We start from the raw sequence: 14,400 nt of genomic DNA, 5'->3' as shown, positions 1-14,400 counted from the left end.
ATAAGAATAGTGATGACGAAACTATAATCATGAGGTATACAGGGCGGAAGACGCAGTACTTGCACTTTATCGTTGCATAAGACGCCTTATCTGAGGAGCCATCGTGTCCGATCCTGACTTTAACCTTCTGGTTGCGCTCGACGTTCTGCTGGCCGAAGCCAGCGTGGCTGGCGCGGCGCGGCGCTTAAACCTGAGCACCTCCGCCATGAGCCGCACCCTGAGCAGGCTGCGGGAGGTGACTGGCGATCCTATCCTGGTGCGGGCCGGTCGGCAGATGGTGCTGACGCCCTGGGCCGAAGCCACCCGGGATCGGGCCAGAAGCGCCGTGCATGAGGCGAGGGCGGTGCTGCAGCCCTCCACCGACACGCTGAAGGTGGAAAATCTTGAGCGGCTGTTCACCATCCGGGCCAACGACGGTTTTGTAGTGGCGTTTGGGCCTCTGCTGATTGCAGCGGTGGCGAGCGTTGCGCCTGGGGTGTGCATCCGCTTCTCACCAAAACCGGAAAAAACGTCGCGCTACTTGCGTGAGGGACTTGTCGATCTGGAGATCGGCGTGCAGGGCAACATGGGGCCTGAAATACGGCTGCAAAGGCTCTTTCAGGATCGGTTTGTTGGCGCGGTGCGCAAGGGGCATCCCCTGTCAGAGCAGCCGGAGGTCAGCCTGAGTGACTATGTCGCCTGGGGCCATGTGGTGGCCTCTCCGAACGGATCGTTACATGGGGCTGTCGATGACGCGCTGGCAGAACGGGGGATGAAACGCAAGATCGCCAGCGTGGTGCCCGGCTTTCCGACGGCGTTATCCGTGGCGCTGGCCTCCGATCTGATTGCCATGGTGCCAGCGTTATACCTGCTCAATCAGGCGATGACCGAGCGCGTGCACGCTTTTGAACTGCCCTTTAAGACCCGCACTATTACGGTATCCCAGATGTGGCATCCGCGCATGGAACGGGACCCGGCGCATCGCTGGCTCAGGGAAAAGGTCCTTGAAGTGTGCCGCGCTGTTTGCTGACGCTCAGAGCACTTTCCCCGGCACGGTGAGGATGAAGCGCGTCGACACCGCATCCGATTCCACGCGGACTTTTCCGTGGTGTGCCGTGACGATGGACTTCACGATGGCAAGCCCAATGCCGCTGCCTTCGCCTTTACGCTGCCTGGACGGATCGACGCGATAAAAACGGTCAAACAGCTTCGGCAAATGCGCCTGCGGGATCGGCGTACCGGGGTTTTCTGTCACCAGCTCAACGTCATTATCCTGTTTTCGCAGTGAGACCGTCACCGTTTTGCCCGCTGGCGTATAGCGCAGGGCGTTAGATAACAGATTATTGATGGCTCTTCTGAACATCTGCGGATCGCCTTCTATCAGGCAGGGCATCCCGTTGAATGTCAGCGTGATGTGGCGTTCTTCCGCCCAGGCCTCGAAGAAATCAAACACCTTCATGACCTCGGCGCTTAAATCAAACATCACCCGATCCGGGATGAGCTGATTATTATCGGCCTGTGCCAGGAACAGCATGTCGCTGACCATGCGGGTCATCCGGTTGTACTCTTCCAGGCTGGAGTACAACACATCCTCCAGCTCCTTCGGAGAACGGTTCTGACTCAGCGCGATTTCGGTTTGCGTCACCAGATTGGTGATGGGGGTTCTGATTTCGTGCGCGATATCGGCGGAAAAGTTAGCCTGACGGGTAAAAACATCTTCAATCTTCTCGATCATCTGGTTGAAGGAGATGACCAGCTGTTCCAGCTCAACGGGGACGCGGGACGGCTCCAGTCGTGCATCCAGGTTTTCGGAGGTGATGTTTTTAATGGCGTTGCTGACGTTACGCAGGGGCAAATGTCCCTGACGCACCGCGATGCGGATGACAAGAATAATCAGCAGGCTGATAACCGCTGCAATCGCCAGAAGGTTTTTTTTCAGCGCCTCAAGATAGTGGAGATGAAAATTAATGGAGAGCCCGATCAGCATGACGTAGTCCTGGGTTTTGCCCTGCAGCGTCGCCGTGCCCGAAGAGGCGATAATCCGGTACGTTTCCATTTTCATGTCAGACCCGGCATGCATGGGGTTGGCCGGGTCTTCTACCGTCCAGAGAAACACATCCTGTGCCTGACGGTGTTCGCTAAAGTTCGCTGTGTTCATCGCCGGGCGCAATGCCGCGCCTTGCGCCGAGCTGAACAGGGTATTGCCCTGCGGATCCAGAAGCAGGACGGCCACGTTGCGGTAGCTGGCGATCGACTCTTTGATCTTACTGATTTTCTTTTGGTCGGGATCTGCCGGTGAGTGCAGAATGCGGTGCATCGCGGTGCTGATCTGCTGAAGGTCGCTGATATCCTGCTCTGCAAAGTGCTTCTCAACGGAGTGCAGCATGAACCAGGTAAAGGCGAAGCAGGCCAGTATGGTGGAGAGGCTGATAAAAAAGGTCAGCCGCAGCGCAAGAGAGAACGGGCGTCGGAGGGGCTTAACGCGCATCCGGTACCTCCAGCATATAGCCCACGCCGCGCACCGTCTGGATCAGCTTCGGTTCAAAGTCATTATCGATCTTTGCGCGCAGCCGCTTTACCGCCACGTCAATCGCGTTCGTGTCGCTGTCAAAGTTCATGTCCCATACCTGGGAAGCAATCAGGGAGCGGGGCAGCACTTCCCCCTGATGGCGCATGAAAAACTCCAGCAGGCTGAACTCCTTGCTGGTGAGCACAATCCGACTACCGGCCCGGCTGACTTTTCTCGACACGAGGTCAACCGTCAGGTCTGCTACCTGAAGCTGGCTTTCTGCGATCACCGTATTTCCGCGTCTTAACAGCGTCCTTACCCGGGCGAGCAGCTCGGCAAAGGCGAACGGCTTAATCAGATAATCATCTGCGCCCAGCTCAAGCCCTTTAACCCGGTGTTCAATCGTACCGAGAGCCGTCAGAAGCAGTATGGGCATCCCTTTGCCGGCAGAGCGGAGCATGCGGACAATATCCCAGCCGTTTACATCGGGCAGCATGATGTCGAGAATCAGCAGATCGTATTCAGCGGTCATGGCGAGATGGTAACCGTTCAGGCCATTATCAGCGTGGTCCACGACAAACCCCGCTTCAGTGAGTCCCTTGCTGAGGTACTCACCGGTTTTCATTTCATCTTCAACGATCAGTATTTTCATCTTGCTCCCCTGACTGGCTGCTGATGACATTCTATGGCGCCCGCCACCGTTCACAATGACTTACGTTAAAAATGACAACATTGTCATTATCCCGTCACCCGTCAAACAGGAAGCGTTCAGTAGAGTAGCCCTAAAAATACTCTGGACTTCATTTGAACCGTTATGTTCCTGATAAAACGACTTAGCATCACTACGGTATTTATCCTGACAGGCTGCGTCTCGCTGGCTCCCGACTATCAGCGCCCGGCGTTACCGGTCCCCCAGCAGTTTTCGATTTCGCGTAACGGCCTGACGCCCGCGGTGGCGGGGTATCAGGACACCGGCTGGCGCACCTTTTTTGTCGACCCGCAGGTAGCCGGGTTGATTAGGGAAGCCCTGAACAATAATCGCGATATAAAAATGGCCATCCTGAAGGTTGAAGAGGCGCGGGCGCAGTTCAACGTGACGGAGGCGGACCGTTATCCGCAGCTGAATGGATCCGCGGGTATCACGTACAGCGGGGGACTGAAAAGTGACAAACCGACTTCTCAACAGTACGACGCGGGTCTTGCGCTCAGTTACGAACTCGACTTTTTCGGCAAGCTGAAGAACATGAGTGAGGCTGATCGGCAGAACTATTATGCCCAGGAAGAGGGCCGTCGCGCCGTGTATATCCTGCTCGTCTCTAACGTGTCGCAGAGCTATTTCAACCAGCAGCTGGCGTATAAACAGCTGCGTATCGCGCGGGAAACGCTGGAAAATTACCGGCAGTCTTATGCGTTCGTTGAGCAACAGCTGGTAACGGGCAGCACTAACGTACTCGCGCTGGAGCAGGCCCGGGGACAGATCGAAAGCACGCAGGCAGAGATTGCCAAACGTGAGGGGGAGCTGGCGCAGGCCAATCATGCCCTGCAGTTGCTTCTCGGGATGTACCGTGCGCTGCCGGGCGACAGCGGCATGAACGCCAGCGATATTGCGCCGGTAAAACTGCCTCCCCATCTTTCCTCAGCGATACTGTTACAGCGCCCGGATATTATGGAGGCGGAATACCAGCTTAAAGCGGCCGATGCGAATATTGGCGCCGCGCGTGCCGCCTTTTTCCCGTCAATTTCCCTGACCAGCGGGCTTTCCACAGGCAGCACGGAATTATCAAGCCTGTTCACCGCGGGCAGTGGGATGTGGAATTTTATCCCTAAAATCGATATTCCCATTTTTAATGCGGGCAGGAATAAGGCCAACCTGAAGCTGGCTGAAATTCGTCAGCAGCAGTCGGTCGTGAATTACGAACAAAAAATACAGGCCGCCTTCAAACAGGTCGCCGATGCGCTCGCGCTGCGGGACAGCATTAACCAGCAAATTGACGCTCTGCGTCGTTATCTTGATTCGCTCCAGATTACGCTCCAGCGTGCCAGAGGATTATATGTCAGTGGTGCGATCAGTTATATCAACGTGCTGGACGCGGAACGTTCTCTTTTCTCCACCCGCCAGACCCTTCTCGACCTTATTTATGCCCGACAGGTTAATGAAATAACGCTCTTCACCGCCCTGGGCGGCGGTTGGGTCGAATAACTGTACTTAAAGAGGAAACTAAAAATGCGTAATTCACTTAAAGCCGTGGTATTCGGTGCGATCGCCGTGACGTTTTCTGCCGGACTTCAGGCTGAGGTTCATCAGCACGAGGCGATGAGCGCCGCCCGTGAAGGGGCCGCAGAGCAGGTTATTACCGGGACCGGTATCGTGAAGGATATTGATCTCACGAATAAAAAAGTTACGATTTCTCATGAGGCCATCCCGGCGATTGGCTGGCCCGCAATGACCATGCGCTTCACCTTTATTCAGGCCGATGAGAGCATCAACGCCTTAAAAGTCGGCAGTCACGTTGATTTTTCATTTGTTCAGCAGGGCAATATCTCTTTACTGAAGAGCATTAAATAGCGAGAAACGGCATGGCCTCATTAAAAATAAAATACGCTGCCATGATAGTCAGCAGCCTTATTGCGGGAGGGCTGATATCCGTGACGGCATGGCAGACACTTTATTCATCTGAAAAAACGGAAAATAGCGCACCAGAAAGAAAGGTGCTTTTCTGGTATGACCCGATGAAGCCTGACGTGAAATTCGACAAGCCCGGTAAATCACCGTTTATGGATATGGATCTGGTCCCGAAATATGCGGACGAAAATGACGATAAAAGCGGTGGCGGTATCCGTATCGATCCGACGCAGGTCCAGAATTTAGGATTAAAAACGCAAAAAGTGACGCGCGGAATGCTGAATTATGCCCAGACGATCCCGGCCAACGTCAGCTATAACGACTATCAGTTTGTCATTGTGCAGGCGCGCGCGGAAGGCTTCGTTGAGAAAGTCTACCCGCTGACGATCGGCGATAAGGTGAAGAAAGGCACCCCGCTGATTGATATTACCATTCCGGACTGGGTCGAAGCGCAGAGCGAGTTCCTGCTGCTCTCCGGCACCGGTGGAACGCCCACGCAGATTAAAGGGGTTCTGGAACGGCTTAGGCTGGCGGGTATGCCGGATGAGGATATTCAGCGGCTGCGTGCGACCCGCACTATCCAGACCCGGTTTACCATCAGGGCGCCCATCGACGGGGTGATCACGGCCTTTGACCTGCGCACCGGGATGAATATCTCGAAAGATAAGGTCGTGGCGCAAATTCAGGGGATGGATCCGGTCTGGATCGGCGTGGCGGTCCCAGAATCGATTGCGTATCTGCTGAAAGATACCTCGCAGTTTGCTGTTTCGGTACCGGCCTGGCCGGATAAATCCTTCCCGGTTGAAAAGTGGAGTCTTCTGCCGAGCGTGGATCAAACCACCCGTACGCTGCAGGTGCGCCTGCAGGTCTCCAACAAGGATGAGCTGCTGAAACCGGGCATGAATGCCTACCTGAAGCTGAATACCCAAAGTCAGGAAATGCTGCTGATTCCGTCTCAGGCCGTTATCGATACCGGCAAAGAGCAGCGCGTTATTACCGTTGACGCTAACGGGAATTTTGTACCGAAAAGGATCCACGTTCTGCATGAATCTCAGCAGCAGTCCGGCATTGGTAGCGGGCTGGAAGAGGGGGAGTCAGTCGTCGTCAGCGGTCTGTTCCTGATTGACTCGGAGGCCAATATTACCGGTGCGCTGGAGCGCATGCGCCACGCTGAAACCCCTGACGACGCCCATTCTGGCCATTAAGGAGACGATGATGATTGAATGGATTATCCGGCGGTCAGTGGCTAATCGTTTCCTGGTTATGATGGGGGCGCTGTTTCTCAGCGTCTGGGGGACATGGACCATCATCAATACGCCGGTCGATGCCTTGCCCGATCTGTCTGACGTTCAGGTGATTATCAAAACCAGCTATCCCGGCCAGGCCCCACAGATTGTTGAAAACCAGGTCACCTATCCACTCACCACCACCATGCTGTCAGTTCCCGGCGCTAAGACCGTGCGCGGCTTTTCGCAGTTTGGTGATTCGTATGTGTACGTTATTTTCGAAGACGGCACCGATTTGTACTGGGCCCGTTCGCGCGTGCTGGAGTACCTGAACCAGGTTCAGGGCAAACTCCCTGCTGGCGTGAGTTCCGAGATCGGCCCGGATGCCACCGGCGTGGGCTGGATATTTGAATATGCGCTGGTGGATCGCAGCGGAAAACACGATCTCGCCGAGCTGCGCTCATTGCAGGACTGGTTCCTGAAGTTTGAGCTGAAAACGATCCCGAACGTTGCCGAAGTGGCCTCCGTCGGCGGCGTGGTGAAGCAGTATCAGATTCAGGTTGATCCGTTAAAGCTGGCACAGTATGGCGTCAGCCTGCCGGAGGTTAAGCAGGCCCTTGAGTCATCTAATCAGGAAGCAGGGGGATCGTCCGTAGAAATCGCGGAAGCGGAGTATATGGTTCGTGCCAGCGGCTATCTGCAGACCATCGATGATTTCAATCACATCGTCCTGAAAACCGGCGAGAACGGCGTACCAATCTATCTGCGTGACGTTGCCCGCGTACAAACAGGGCCGGAAATGCGCCGCGGCATTGCCGAGCTGAACGGGCAGGGTGAAGTGGCGGGCGGCGTGGTGATCCTGCGTTCGGGTAAAAACGCGCGCGAGGTCATCACGGCGGTGAAAGATAAGCTGGAGACGCTGAAGGCCAGCCTGCCGGAAGGCGTTGAGATTGTGACCACCTACGATCGCAGCCAGCTCATCGACCGGGCCATTGATAACCTGAGCGGCAAGCTTCTCGAAGAGTTTATTGTGGTGGCCATCGTCTGCGCGCTGTTCCTCTGGCACATTCGCTCAGCGCTGGTGGCGATTATCTCTCTGCCGCTTGGCCTGTGTATTGCCTTTATCGTCATGCATTTCCAGGGGCTGAACGCCAATATCATGTCGCTGGGTGGAATTGCGATTGCCGTCGGGGCGATGGTGGATGCTGCCATCGTGATGATTGAAAACGCGCATAAACGGCTGGAAGAGTGGGATCACCAGCATCCGGGAGAACAGATTGACAACGCCACCCGCTGGAAGGTGATCACCAGTGCCTCAGTTGAAGTGGGGCCAGCCCTGTTTATCAGTCTGCTGATCATCACCTTGTCGTTCATTCCCATCTTTACCCTTGAGGGTCAGGAAGGGCGGCTGTTTGGTCCACTGGCCTTCACGAAAACGTACGCCATGGCGGGGGCGGCCGCGTTGGCCATCATCGTGATCCCCATTCTGATGGGATTCTGGATCCGGGGTAAAATTCCCGCCGAGACCCGTAACCCGCTGAACAGACTGTTGATTAACGCCTATCATCCGCTTCTGATTAGGGTGCTCCACTGGCCTAAAACAACCCTGCTGGTTGCGGCATTATCCATCTTCACGGTGATCTTGCCCCTGAGCCAGGTGGGTGGCGAGTTTTTACCGAAGATCAACGAAGGCGATCTGCTGTATATGCCCTCGACATTGCCAGGCGTGTCTCCGGCAGAAGCGGCGGCGCTCCTGCAGACCACGGACAAACTCATCAAAACCGTGCCTGAGGTAGCGTCGGTGTTCGGTAAAACCGGTAAAGCCGAAACGGCCACGGATTCCGCGCCGCTCGAAATGGTCGAAACCACCATTCAGCTTAAACCTGAGGATCAGTGGCGACCCGGCATGACGATTGACAAGATCGTTGACGAGCTCGATAAGACCGTTCGTTTGCCTGGCCTGGCGAATCTCTGGGTTCCGCCCATCCGCAACCGCATCGATATGCTTTCGACCGGGATCAAAAGCCCCATCGGTATCAAAGTGTCAGGTACCGTTCTGTCGGATATTGACGCCACGGCGCAGCGCATAGAGGCAGTCGCCAAAACGGTGCCGGGCGTGGTGTCTGCCCTGGCTGAACGTCTGGAGGGCGGGCGCTACATTGATGTCGATATCAACCGGGAAAAAGCCTCCCGCTACGGGATGACGGTGGGCGACGTGCAGTTGTTCGTCTCCTCGGCCATCGGCGGCGCGACGGTGGGGGAAACGGTGGAAGGCGTGGCCCGCTACCCAATTAATATTCGTTATCCTCAGGACTACCGGAACAGTCCGAACGCGTTGAGGCAGATGCCGATTCTGACACCGATGAAGCAGCAGATCACGCTGGGGGATGTGGCTGATATTAAGGTCGTTTATGGCCCGACCATGTTGAAAACGGAGAATGCGCGGCCTGCCAGCTGGATTTACATCGATGCGCGGGGCAGGGATATGGTGTCGGTGGTGAACGACATTAAAATGGCTATCAGTCAGAACGTAAAGCTGAGACCGGGTACCAGCGTGTCATTTTCCGGACAGTTTGAACTGCTTGAGCACGCTAACAAGAAACTGAAGCTGATGGTGCCGATGACGGTGATGATCATTTTCATTCTGCTCTATCTGGCGTTCCGTCGCGTGGACGAAGCGTTGCTGATCCTGATGAGCCTGCCGTTCGCGCTGGTCGGCGGGATATGGTTCCTCTACTGGCAGGGCTTCCATATGTCGGTCGCGACCGGCACCGGCTTTATCGCCCTGGCCGGTGTGGCGGCTGAGTTCGGGGTCGTCATGCTGATGTATTTGCGTCATGCCATTGAGGCGAATCCGACATTGTTCCATCGGGGCACGTTCACCGAAAAGGGGCTTGATGACGCGCTTTATCATGGCGCCGTGCTGCGCGTGCGGCCAAAGGCGATGACCGTGGCGGTGATTATTGCTGGCCTGTTGCCGATACTCTGGGGGACGGGGGCAGGGTCGGAAGTTATGAGCCGGATAGCGGCACCCATGATTGGCGGAATGATTACGGCGCCGCTGCTATCGCTGTTTATTATTCCTGCGGCATATAAGTTAATTTGGTTGCGCAGGCATAAATCTAAGACAACCGTTGGTGAAGATGACAGGGGAGTCAATACCTGATAAACTAGCTATTCAATAATCTATTCAAAAAGCTATTCAATTTCATGATAAATCGATCCGAAACACTACGACAATTGCTGAGACAAGGCCCGGTATCGGTAAGGCAATTGACTGATATTATGGGTATTAGTCAGCCTACCGTTTCACGATCGATTAAAGCGCTTGGCGATGAGGTTGTTCGCATTGGCTCCGGTCCATCTATTCACTATGTGCTGCGGGATACACATCGAGGATTCAGTTCGGCTCCTGTCTACCGCATCACGGAAGAGGGTCAGGTTAAATCGCTGGGTAAACTCATTCCGGTTTATCCAGACGGTTTTGTAATGGCGCAAACGGACAATGTGTGCCTCCATAGCGATGGGTTGCCGTGGTGGTTGTTTGACATGCGGCCTCAGGGATATCTTGGCCGCGCGTACGCCTCGCGATTTTCATCCGAGCTGGGCCTGCCGCCAAATCCAGAAAACTGGAGTGATACTGACGTTATCAGGGCTTTGCTTGCTCATGGACACGATGCGGTGGGGAACCTGTTAATCGGAGAACAGGCGAGGAATCATTTTGTAGAGATGCCGTCGCCTGTTGCGGTGGACCGCGCAACCGCATACCCGTCGCTGGCGCAGGCCGTGAGCGCGGGCGAAGTACCGGGCTCCTCTGCTGGGGGTGAGCAGCCGAAGTTCTGTACTTATACAGAACGTGGCCACGTCATTGTGAAATTCACGGCACCGGACGATAACCCTGTAAGCGAACGCTGGCGAGACCTTTTGTTGGCAGAACATCTTGCGTTAAGCGTGCTTGGCGTCGAAACCGAGGTGTTTGATTTTGGCGGACAGCGCTTCCTTGAGATCCCGCGGTTCGACCGTACGGGACCACTTGGTCGTAAGGGACTCTTTTCTTTACGTGCGCTCGAGGCGGAGTTTGTCGGCAGAGCAAGAGAATCCTGGCCGGTACTGGTGAATGAGCTAGCAAAGCAGGGCTGTGTTCACCAGGATGCGGTCGCCAGCACGTCAAGGCTTTGGGCGTTTGGTATGCTGATCGGCAATACCGACATGCACCACGGTAATCTGTCGTTTATCAGTTCCCATGGACGGCCTTACGATCTTGCTCCTGCCTATGACATGCTGCCCATGGGATTTGCCCCGAAATCAGGAGGCGCACTGGTGAATACGCTGCGTCCGGCTACGCTTATTGACGCGATCGCGGGAGAAACCTGGCATGAAGCACTGGCGCTGGCCGAGCGCTTTTATACGCTGGCCAGCAGTTGCGGCCGCTTTTCTGCCAATTTTGCGCCATGTCTTGCCGCATTGCGCAGCCATCTGGACGAGGCGAGATTGAAGGCGTCGCGTCTTGGATAATGAGCGAGGTTTTTTACGCGGTTCATCCTTAGTGCGGTGTGTGTGCATAATTTGTCGAGAAGGGAGGACACCAACGTCCTGATTTCTGTTGCTGCATGAGAGCACTATGGAGAATAGACCAATGAAGTCAATTTAACATAATATACATTATGCGCACCAACGTAATGCCAGTCAAAATCTGCCTTTCTACGGTCGTGATTACCCCGGTTCATTGATAGCTTGTGAAATCCCAACTTCTACGTTTATCCAATGTTAAAAGACGTTTGATATACTCCTGGCTTTGACCACCGCTGCTGTAGACTTATGGAAATCGAACTCAATAAAAGCTTCAAAGAAAGGATTTTCCACGCTGTCATTTTTGAAGTGACGGCCAACGTTATCATCGCGCTGTCTCTTGCGTGGCTGATGAACGTTTCGGTACTCCAGTCGGGTTCGTTGTCGGTGATATCTGCACTTACCGCAACGGTCTGGAATTTTGTCTTCAATAAGCTCTTTGACGCCCTGCAGAAAAAACATCAGTTCCAACGAACGTTTCTCGTTCGCGCCATCCATGCAGTTGGGTTTGAAACGGGCCTTATCATCTCCTTAATCCCTGTGGCCATGTTCATGCTGAATTTGACGATCGCGGAGGCATTTTTTGTTGAGATTGGCCTTGTACTGTTTTTCCTGCCATACACGATGCTTTTTAACTGGCTCTATGATTATCTGCGTTGGACATTCGTAGGGAGTAAACGGTCTGCTTTGTAGCGAGTATTGATATCGGTCACATTCACAACCCCTTGATCGTATTGGACTCCACTCTCTTTCTATACTTCTCATTTCACCATCACTTTTGAGGAGTCCATAATGTTTGATCATGTAAAATTCGGCGTCAGCGATTATGAGAAAAGTAAAACCTTCTTCCTCATGTCGCTTCAACCGCTCGGTGTCGAACTCGTTGATGAAGGTTCTCCTGACTATGGCGTCGAAATGAGTTCCGGCGATGTTTCTCTTTGCCTTTTTCAGTCGAATGATAAACCCGCTCCGCTTCATCTGGCCTTTGTGGCCACGACACGCCAGCAGGTTGATGACTTTTACCATGCCGCGCTGCGCGCAGGCGGACGCGACAATGGCGCACCGGGATTGCGCTCCTACGGTAAAAATTACTATGCCGCATTTGTCATTGCCCCTGATGGTCATAATATCGAAGCGGTATGCCATGCCCCCGAAGAAAGATAACTTAATTTCACTCGCTTGCGAGTACCCGCGCCAGCCAGTTTTCTGGCTGGCTCACGCTCAGGCCAATACGACCGATACCCCTTTTTCCGATACCGCATTGACCCAGCCGCGGTCGGTATCGCCTTCGACGACAATCGTATTCGCCAGCGCCACATCGCCAATAACAAATGATGACGCCGTATTTATTTTTTCCGGCGACGCCAGGACAACCGTCTCGGCGGCTCTGCCGGAAAATGCACGTTTGATGCACGCCTCTTCGAAATCTCCGGTCGTCAGCCCTGCTTCCGGATGGATACCGGTCACGCCCATAAAGAACAGATCCGCATGAATGTTTTCGATTCCTTCGATGGCCGCCGCGCCGACGGCGACAATCGAGTGTTTATACAAACGGCCGCCGATCAGAATCACCTCAATAAAAGGATGATTAACAAGCCCCAGGGCAATGCTCGGACTGTGCGTCACCACGGTAATACGCAGGTCATGCGGTAAAAGAGCGATCAATTCTGAAGTGGTCGTTCCACCGTCAACGATCACCACCTGGCCCGAAGAAATCAGCTGTGCTCCCTTCTGCGCCACCTTTCTTTTGGCATCCATTTTAACGGACTGTCGTTCCGCGAAAGGCACAGTAGCGGAAGACGACGGCAGCGCGCCGCCGTGAACCCGCTGTAAACGCCCTTCTGCCGCCAGCTCGCGCAAATCGCGTCGGATGGTGTCTTCAGAGACGTCGAAGAGAACGCTAAGTGCTTTTGACTGGACCTGTCCTTCGGCGCCGAGTTTTTCAAGGATCAACTGTTTTCGCTGACTGGTGAGCATGATGTATTCCTGATGTTGCATGTTTAATCTTGAAAATGCACGATAATGCTGATATTGATAGTTACTCTACGTAAGGAGGACGAAACGTGCAATCAAAACGTGCAGATGTGCGCATCATTGACAGTGAAACGCTGTCCGATAACTGGTACTTACTTAAAAAATATACCTTTGACCTGCAAAGACGCGATGGCGAATGGCAGCGGCAAACGCGTGAAGTTTATGACCGGGGGAACGGCGCCACGATCCTGCTCTACAACCGTGACCAAAAAACGGTGATTCTGACCCGCCAGTTCCGCTTCCCGGTCTTCATAAATGGCCATGAAGACAATCTGATTGAGGCAGCGGCCGGCCTGCTTGATAACATGGATCCGGAAAGCCGCATTAAAGCAGAGGCGGAAGAAGAGACCGGGTTTAACGTGTCGAGCGTGCAGAAAATCTTTGAAGCCTACATGAGCCCAGGCTCCGTCACGGAGAAACTCTATTTCTATCTTGCCGAGTATCAGCCGAAGGACAAAACCAGCGCAGGCGGCGGTATCAAAGCGGAGGGAGAAGATATCGACGTGCTGGAAATGCCCTTTGAAGAGGCCTTGCGGGGAATTGATACGGGCAAAATCGTCGACGGAAAAACCATCATGCTGCTCTACCATATTGCACTGAAAGGCATTCTGTAACCTGCCGCTCGCCCGACGCCTGTCCCGGTGCAGGTGTCGGCCTGTGCTATCCTTGCTGAAACACGCAAAACGGAGATCTAAAGATGGCCGACTGGAACCCTTCGCTTTATCTGCAATACGGCGCTGAACGAACGCGCCCTGCCGCCGAGCTGCTTGCCAGAATTCCCCTGAGTGACGTTGCCACCATCGCCGATTTGGGCTGCGGGCCGGGAAACAGCACCGCGCTGTTGCAGCATCGCTGGCCAAAAGCGCAGATTGTCGGCGTCGATAACTCACCGGCTATGCTGGAAGAGGCGCGCAGCGCACTGCCCGACTGTCAGTTCGTTGAGGCCGATATCCGCCAGTTCAGGCCAGGCCAGCCGTTGAACCTCATCTATGCGAACGCATCCCTACAGTGGATACCTGACCATTACGATCTCCTGCCGCATCTGGCGTCACTGCTCGCGCTCAATGGCGTGCTGGCGATCCAGATGCCGGACAACTGGCTTGAACCCACGCATGTGGCGATGCGTGAAGTGGCGCTGGAGCAAGGCTACCCGGACCGTGGCCGCGAGCCGCTGCCTGGCGTGCATGCCTATTACGATATTTTATCGGAGGCCGGCTGCGATGTGGATATCTGGCGGACAACCTATTTCCATAAAATGAGTTCGCACCAGGCCATTATTGACTGGGTCAGCGCGACCGGTTTGCGCCCGTGGCTCCAGGAACTGAACGAGAGCGAGCAGCAACGTTTCCTGAAACGCTACCATGAACTGCTGGAAGAGCAGTATCCGCTCCAGGAAAACGGGCAGATACTGCTGGCTTTTCCTCGACTGTTTATGGTTGCCCAGCGTCAGCCCTGAACGG

The 14,400-nt window shown here is 54.6% G+C and carries 13 protein-coding genes; 10 read left to right on the top strand and 3 right to left on the bottom strand.

From position 1 onward, the window contains the following. Positions 1–103 precede the first annotated feature (103 nt). Positions 104–1,009: a LysR family transcriptional regulator gene (locus IM314_RS01855; RefSeq protein WP_193358234.1), complete on the top strand. Its 906-nt coding sequence runs from the start codon at positions 104–106 to the stop codon at positions 1,007–1,009. A 3-nt stretch (positions 1,010–1,012) separates the two neighbouring features. Here IM314_RS01855 and IM314_RS01850 read toward each other — a convergent pair whose 3' ends face one another. Then, complete coding sequence (locus IM314_RS01850) at positions 1,013–2,467, bottom strand: Cu(+)/Ag(+) sensor histidine kinase (protein ID WP_193358235.1); 1,455 nt, start codon at positions 2,465–2,467, stop codon at positions 1,013–1,015. After that, on the bottom strand, positions 2,457–3,140 hold the full coding sequence (locus tag IM314_RS01845) for a copper/silver response regulator transcription factor (RefSeq protein WP_045910575.1): 684 nt from the start codon (positions 3,138–3,140) through the stop codon (positions 2,457–2,459). Before IM314_RS01845 ends, IM314_RS01850 begins: the two co-directional genes overlap by 11 nt. Positions 3,141–3,302: 162 nt before the next feature. On the opposite strand from IM314_RS01845, the gene IM314_RS01840 reads away from it, so the two are divergent. The 7 genes from IM314_RS01840 (at position 3,303) to IM314_RS01810 (ending at position 12,070) form a co-directional block, all read left to right on the top strand. Continuing rightward, on the top strand, positions 3,303–4,688 hold the full coding sequence (locus IM314_RS01840; RefSeq protein ID WP_193358236.1) for an efflux transporter outer membrane subunit: 1,386 nt from the start codon (positions 3,303–3,305) through the stop codon (positions 4,686–4,688). 24 nt (positions 4,689–4,712) lie between these two features. Beyond that, positions 4,713–5,054: a cation efflux system protein CusF gene (cusF, locus tag IM314_RS01835; RefSeq protein WP_153655866.1), complete on the top strand. Its 342-nt coding sequence runs from the start codon at positions 4,713–4,715 to the stop codon at positions 5,052–5,054. An 11-nt stretch (positions 5,055–5,065) separates the two neighbouring features. Then, positions 5,066–6,316 (top strand): efflux RND transporter periplasmic adaptor subunit, encoded by a 1,251-nt coding sequence (locus tag IM314_RS01830; RefSeq protein ID WP_193358237.1) that lies wholly within the window; start codon positions 5,066–5,068, stop codon positions 6,314–6,316. Between the two features lie 10 nt (positions 6,317–6,326). Then, a complete protein-coding gene (silA, locus tag IM314_RS01825) occupies positions 6,327–9,503 on the top strand; it encodes a Cu(+)/Ag(+) efflux RND transporter permease subunit SilA (protein WP_193358358.1) in 3,177 nt (1,058 codons plus the stop codon). A gap of 44 nt (positions 9,504–9,547) precedes the next feature. Continuing rightward, on the top strand, positions 9,548–10,852 hold the full coding sequence (gene yjjJ / locus IM314_RS01820) for a type II toxin-antitoxin system HipA family toxin YjjJ (RefSeq protein WP_193358238.1): 1,305 nt from the start codon (positions 9,548–9,550) through the stop codon (positions 10,850–10,852). A 303-nt stretch (positions 10,853–11,155) separates the two neighbouring features. Further along, on the top strand, positions 11,156–11,599 hold the full coding sequence (locus IM314_RS01815) for a PACE efflux transporter (protein ID WP_041909963.1): 444 nt from the start codon (positions 11,156–11,158) through the stop codon (positions 11,597–11,599). A 99-nt stretch (positions 11,600–11,698) separates the two neighbouring features. Continuing rightward, the gene (locus IM314_RS01810; protein WP_028013164.1) at positions 11,699–12,070 is read left to right on the top strand and encodes a VOC family protein; all 372 of its coding nucleotides are present in this window, start codon (positions 11,699–11,701) and stop codon (positions 12,068–12,070) included. Between the two features lie 57 nt (positions 12,071–12,127). Here IM314_RS01810 and IM314_RS01805 read toward each other — a convergent pair whose 3' ends face one another. Further along, positions 12,128–12,883: a DeoR/GlpR family DNA-binding transcription regulator gene (locus IM314_RS01805; RefSeq protein WP_193358239.1), complete on the bottom strand. Its 756-nt coding sequence runs from the start codon at positions 12,881–12,883 to the stop codon at positions 12,128–12,130. Positions 12,884–12,969: 86 nt separating this feature from the next. Between IM314_RS01805 and IM314_RS01800 the strand changes: the two genes are divergently transcribed. Together IM314_RS01800 and tam are read left to right on the top strand one after the other, a co-directional pair. Further along, positions 12,970–13,554 carry an NUDIX domain-containing protein gene (locus IM314_RS01800; RefSeq protein ID WP_028013162.1) on the top strand — a complete coding sequence of 195 codons (585 nt, stop codon included), beginning with the start codon at positions 12,970–12,972 and terminating at the stop codon, positions 13,552–13,554. 83 nt (positions 13,555–13,637) lie between these two features. Then, positions 13,638–14,396 carry a trans-aconitate 2-methyltransferase gene (tam, locus tag IM314_RS01795; protein ID WP_045260523.1) on the top strand — a complete coding sequence of 253 codons (759 nt, stop codon included), beginning with the start codon at positions 13,638–13,640 and terminating at the stop codon, positions 14,394–14,396. The last annotated feature ends 4 nt before the right edge of the window (positions 14,397–14,400 follow it).

The organism is Enterobacter cloacae complex sp. P42RS (assembly GCF_014930595.1).
GTDB classification, from domain to species: domain Bacteria; phylum Pseudomonadota; class Gammaproteobacteria; order Enterobacterales; family Enterobacteriaceae; genus Enterobacter; species Enterobacter bugandensis.
This window is presented reverse-complemented; position numbering and strand designations above follow the sequence as displayed.

Excerpts from the sequence above, each read along its gene's own strand:
- cusF (WP_153655866.1), top strand. The coding sequence starts at position 4,713 with ATGCGTAATTCACTTAAAGCCGTGGTATTCGGTGCGATCGCCGTGACG.
- silA (WP_193358358.1), top strand. The coding sequence starts at position 6,327 with ATGATTGAATGGATTATCCGGCGGTCAGTGGCTAATCGTTTCCTGGTT.
- IM314_RS01840 (WP_193358236.1), top strand. The coding sequence starts at position 3,303 with ATGTTCCTGATAAAACGACTTAGCATCACTACGGTATTTATCCTGACA.
- IM314_RS01805 (WP_193358239.1), bottom strand. The coding sequence starts at position 12,883 with ATGCTCACCAGTCAGCGAAAACAGTTGATCCTTGAAAAACTCGGCGCC.
- IM314_RS01810 (WP_028013164.1), top strand. The coding sequence starts at position 11,699 with ATGTTTGATCATGTAAAATTCGGCGTCAGCGATTATGAGAAAAGTAAA.
- IM314_RS01850 (WP_193358235.1), bottom strand. The coding sequence starts at position 2,467 with ATGCGCGTTAAGCCCCTCCGACGCCCGTTCTCTCTTGCGCTGCGGCTG.
- IM314_RS01845 (WP_045910575.1), bottom strand. The coding sequence starts at position 3,140 with ATGAAAATACTGATCGTTGAAGATGAAATGAAAACCGGTGAGTACCTC.
- IM314_RS01815 (WP_041909963.1), top strand. The coding sequence starts at position 11,156 with ATGGAAATCGAACTCAATAAAAGCTTCAAAGAAAGGATTTTCCACGCT.
- IM314_RS01830 (WP_193358237.1), top strand. The coding sequence starts at position 5,066 with ATGGCCTCATTAAAAATAAAATACGCTGCCATGATAGTCAGCAGCCTT.
- yjjJ (WP_193358238.1), top strand. The coding sequence starts at position 9,548 with ATGATAAATCGATCCGAAACACTACGACAATTGCTGAGACAAGGCCCG.
- tam (WP_045260523.1), top strand. The coding sequence starts at position 13,638 with ATGGCCGACTGGAACCCTTCGCTTTATCTGCAATACGGCGCTGAACGA.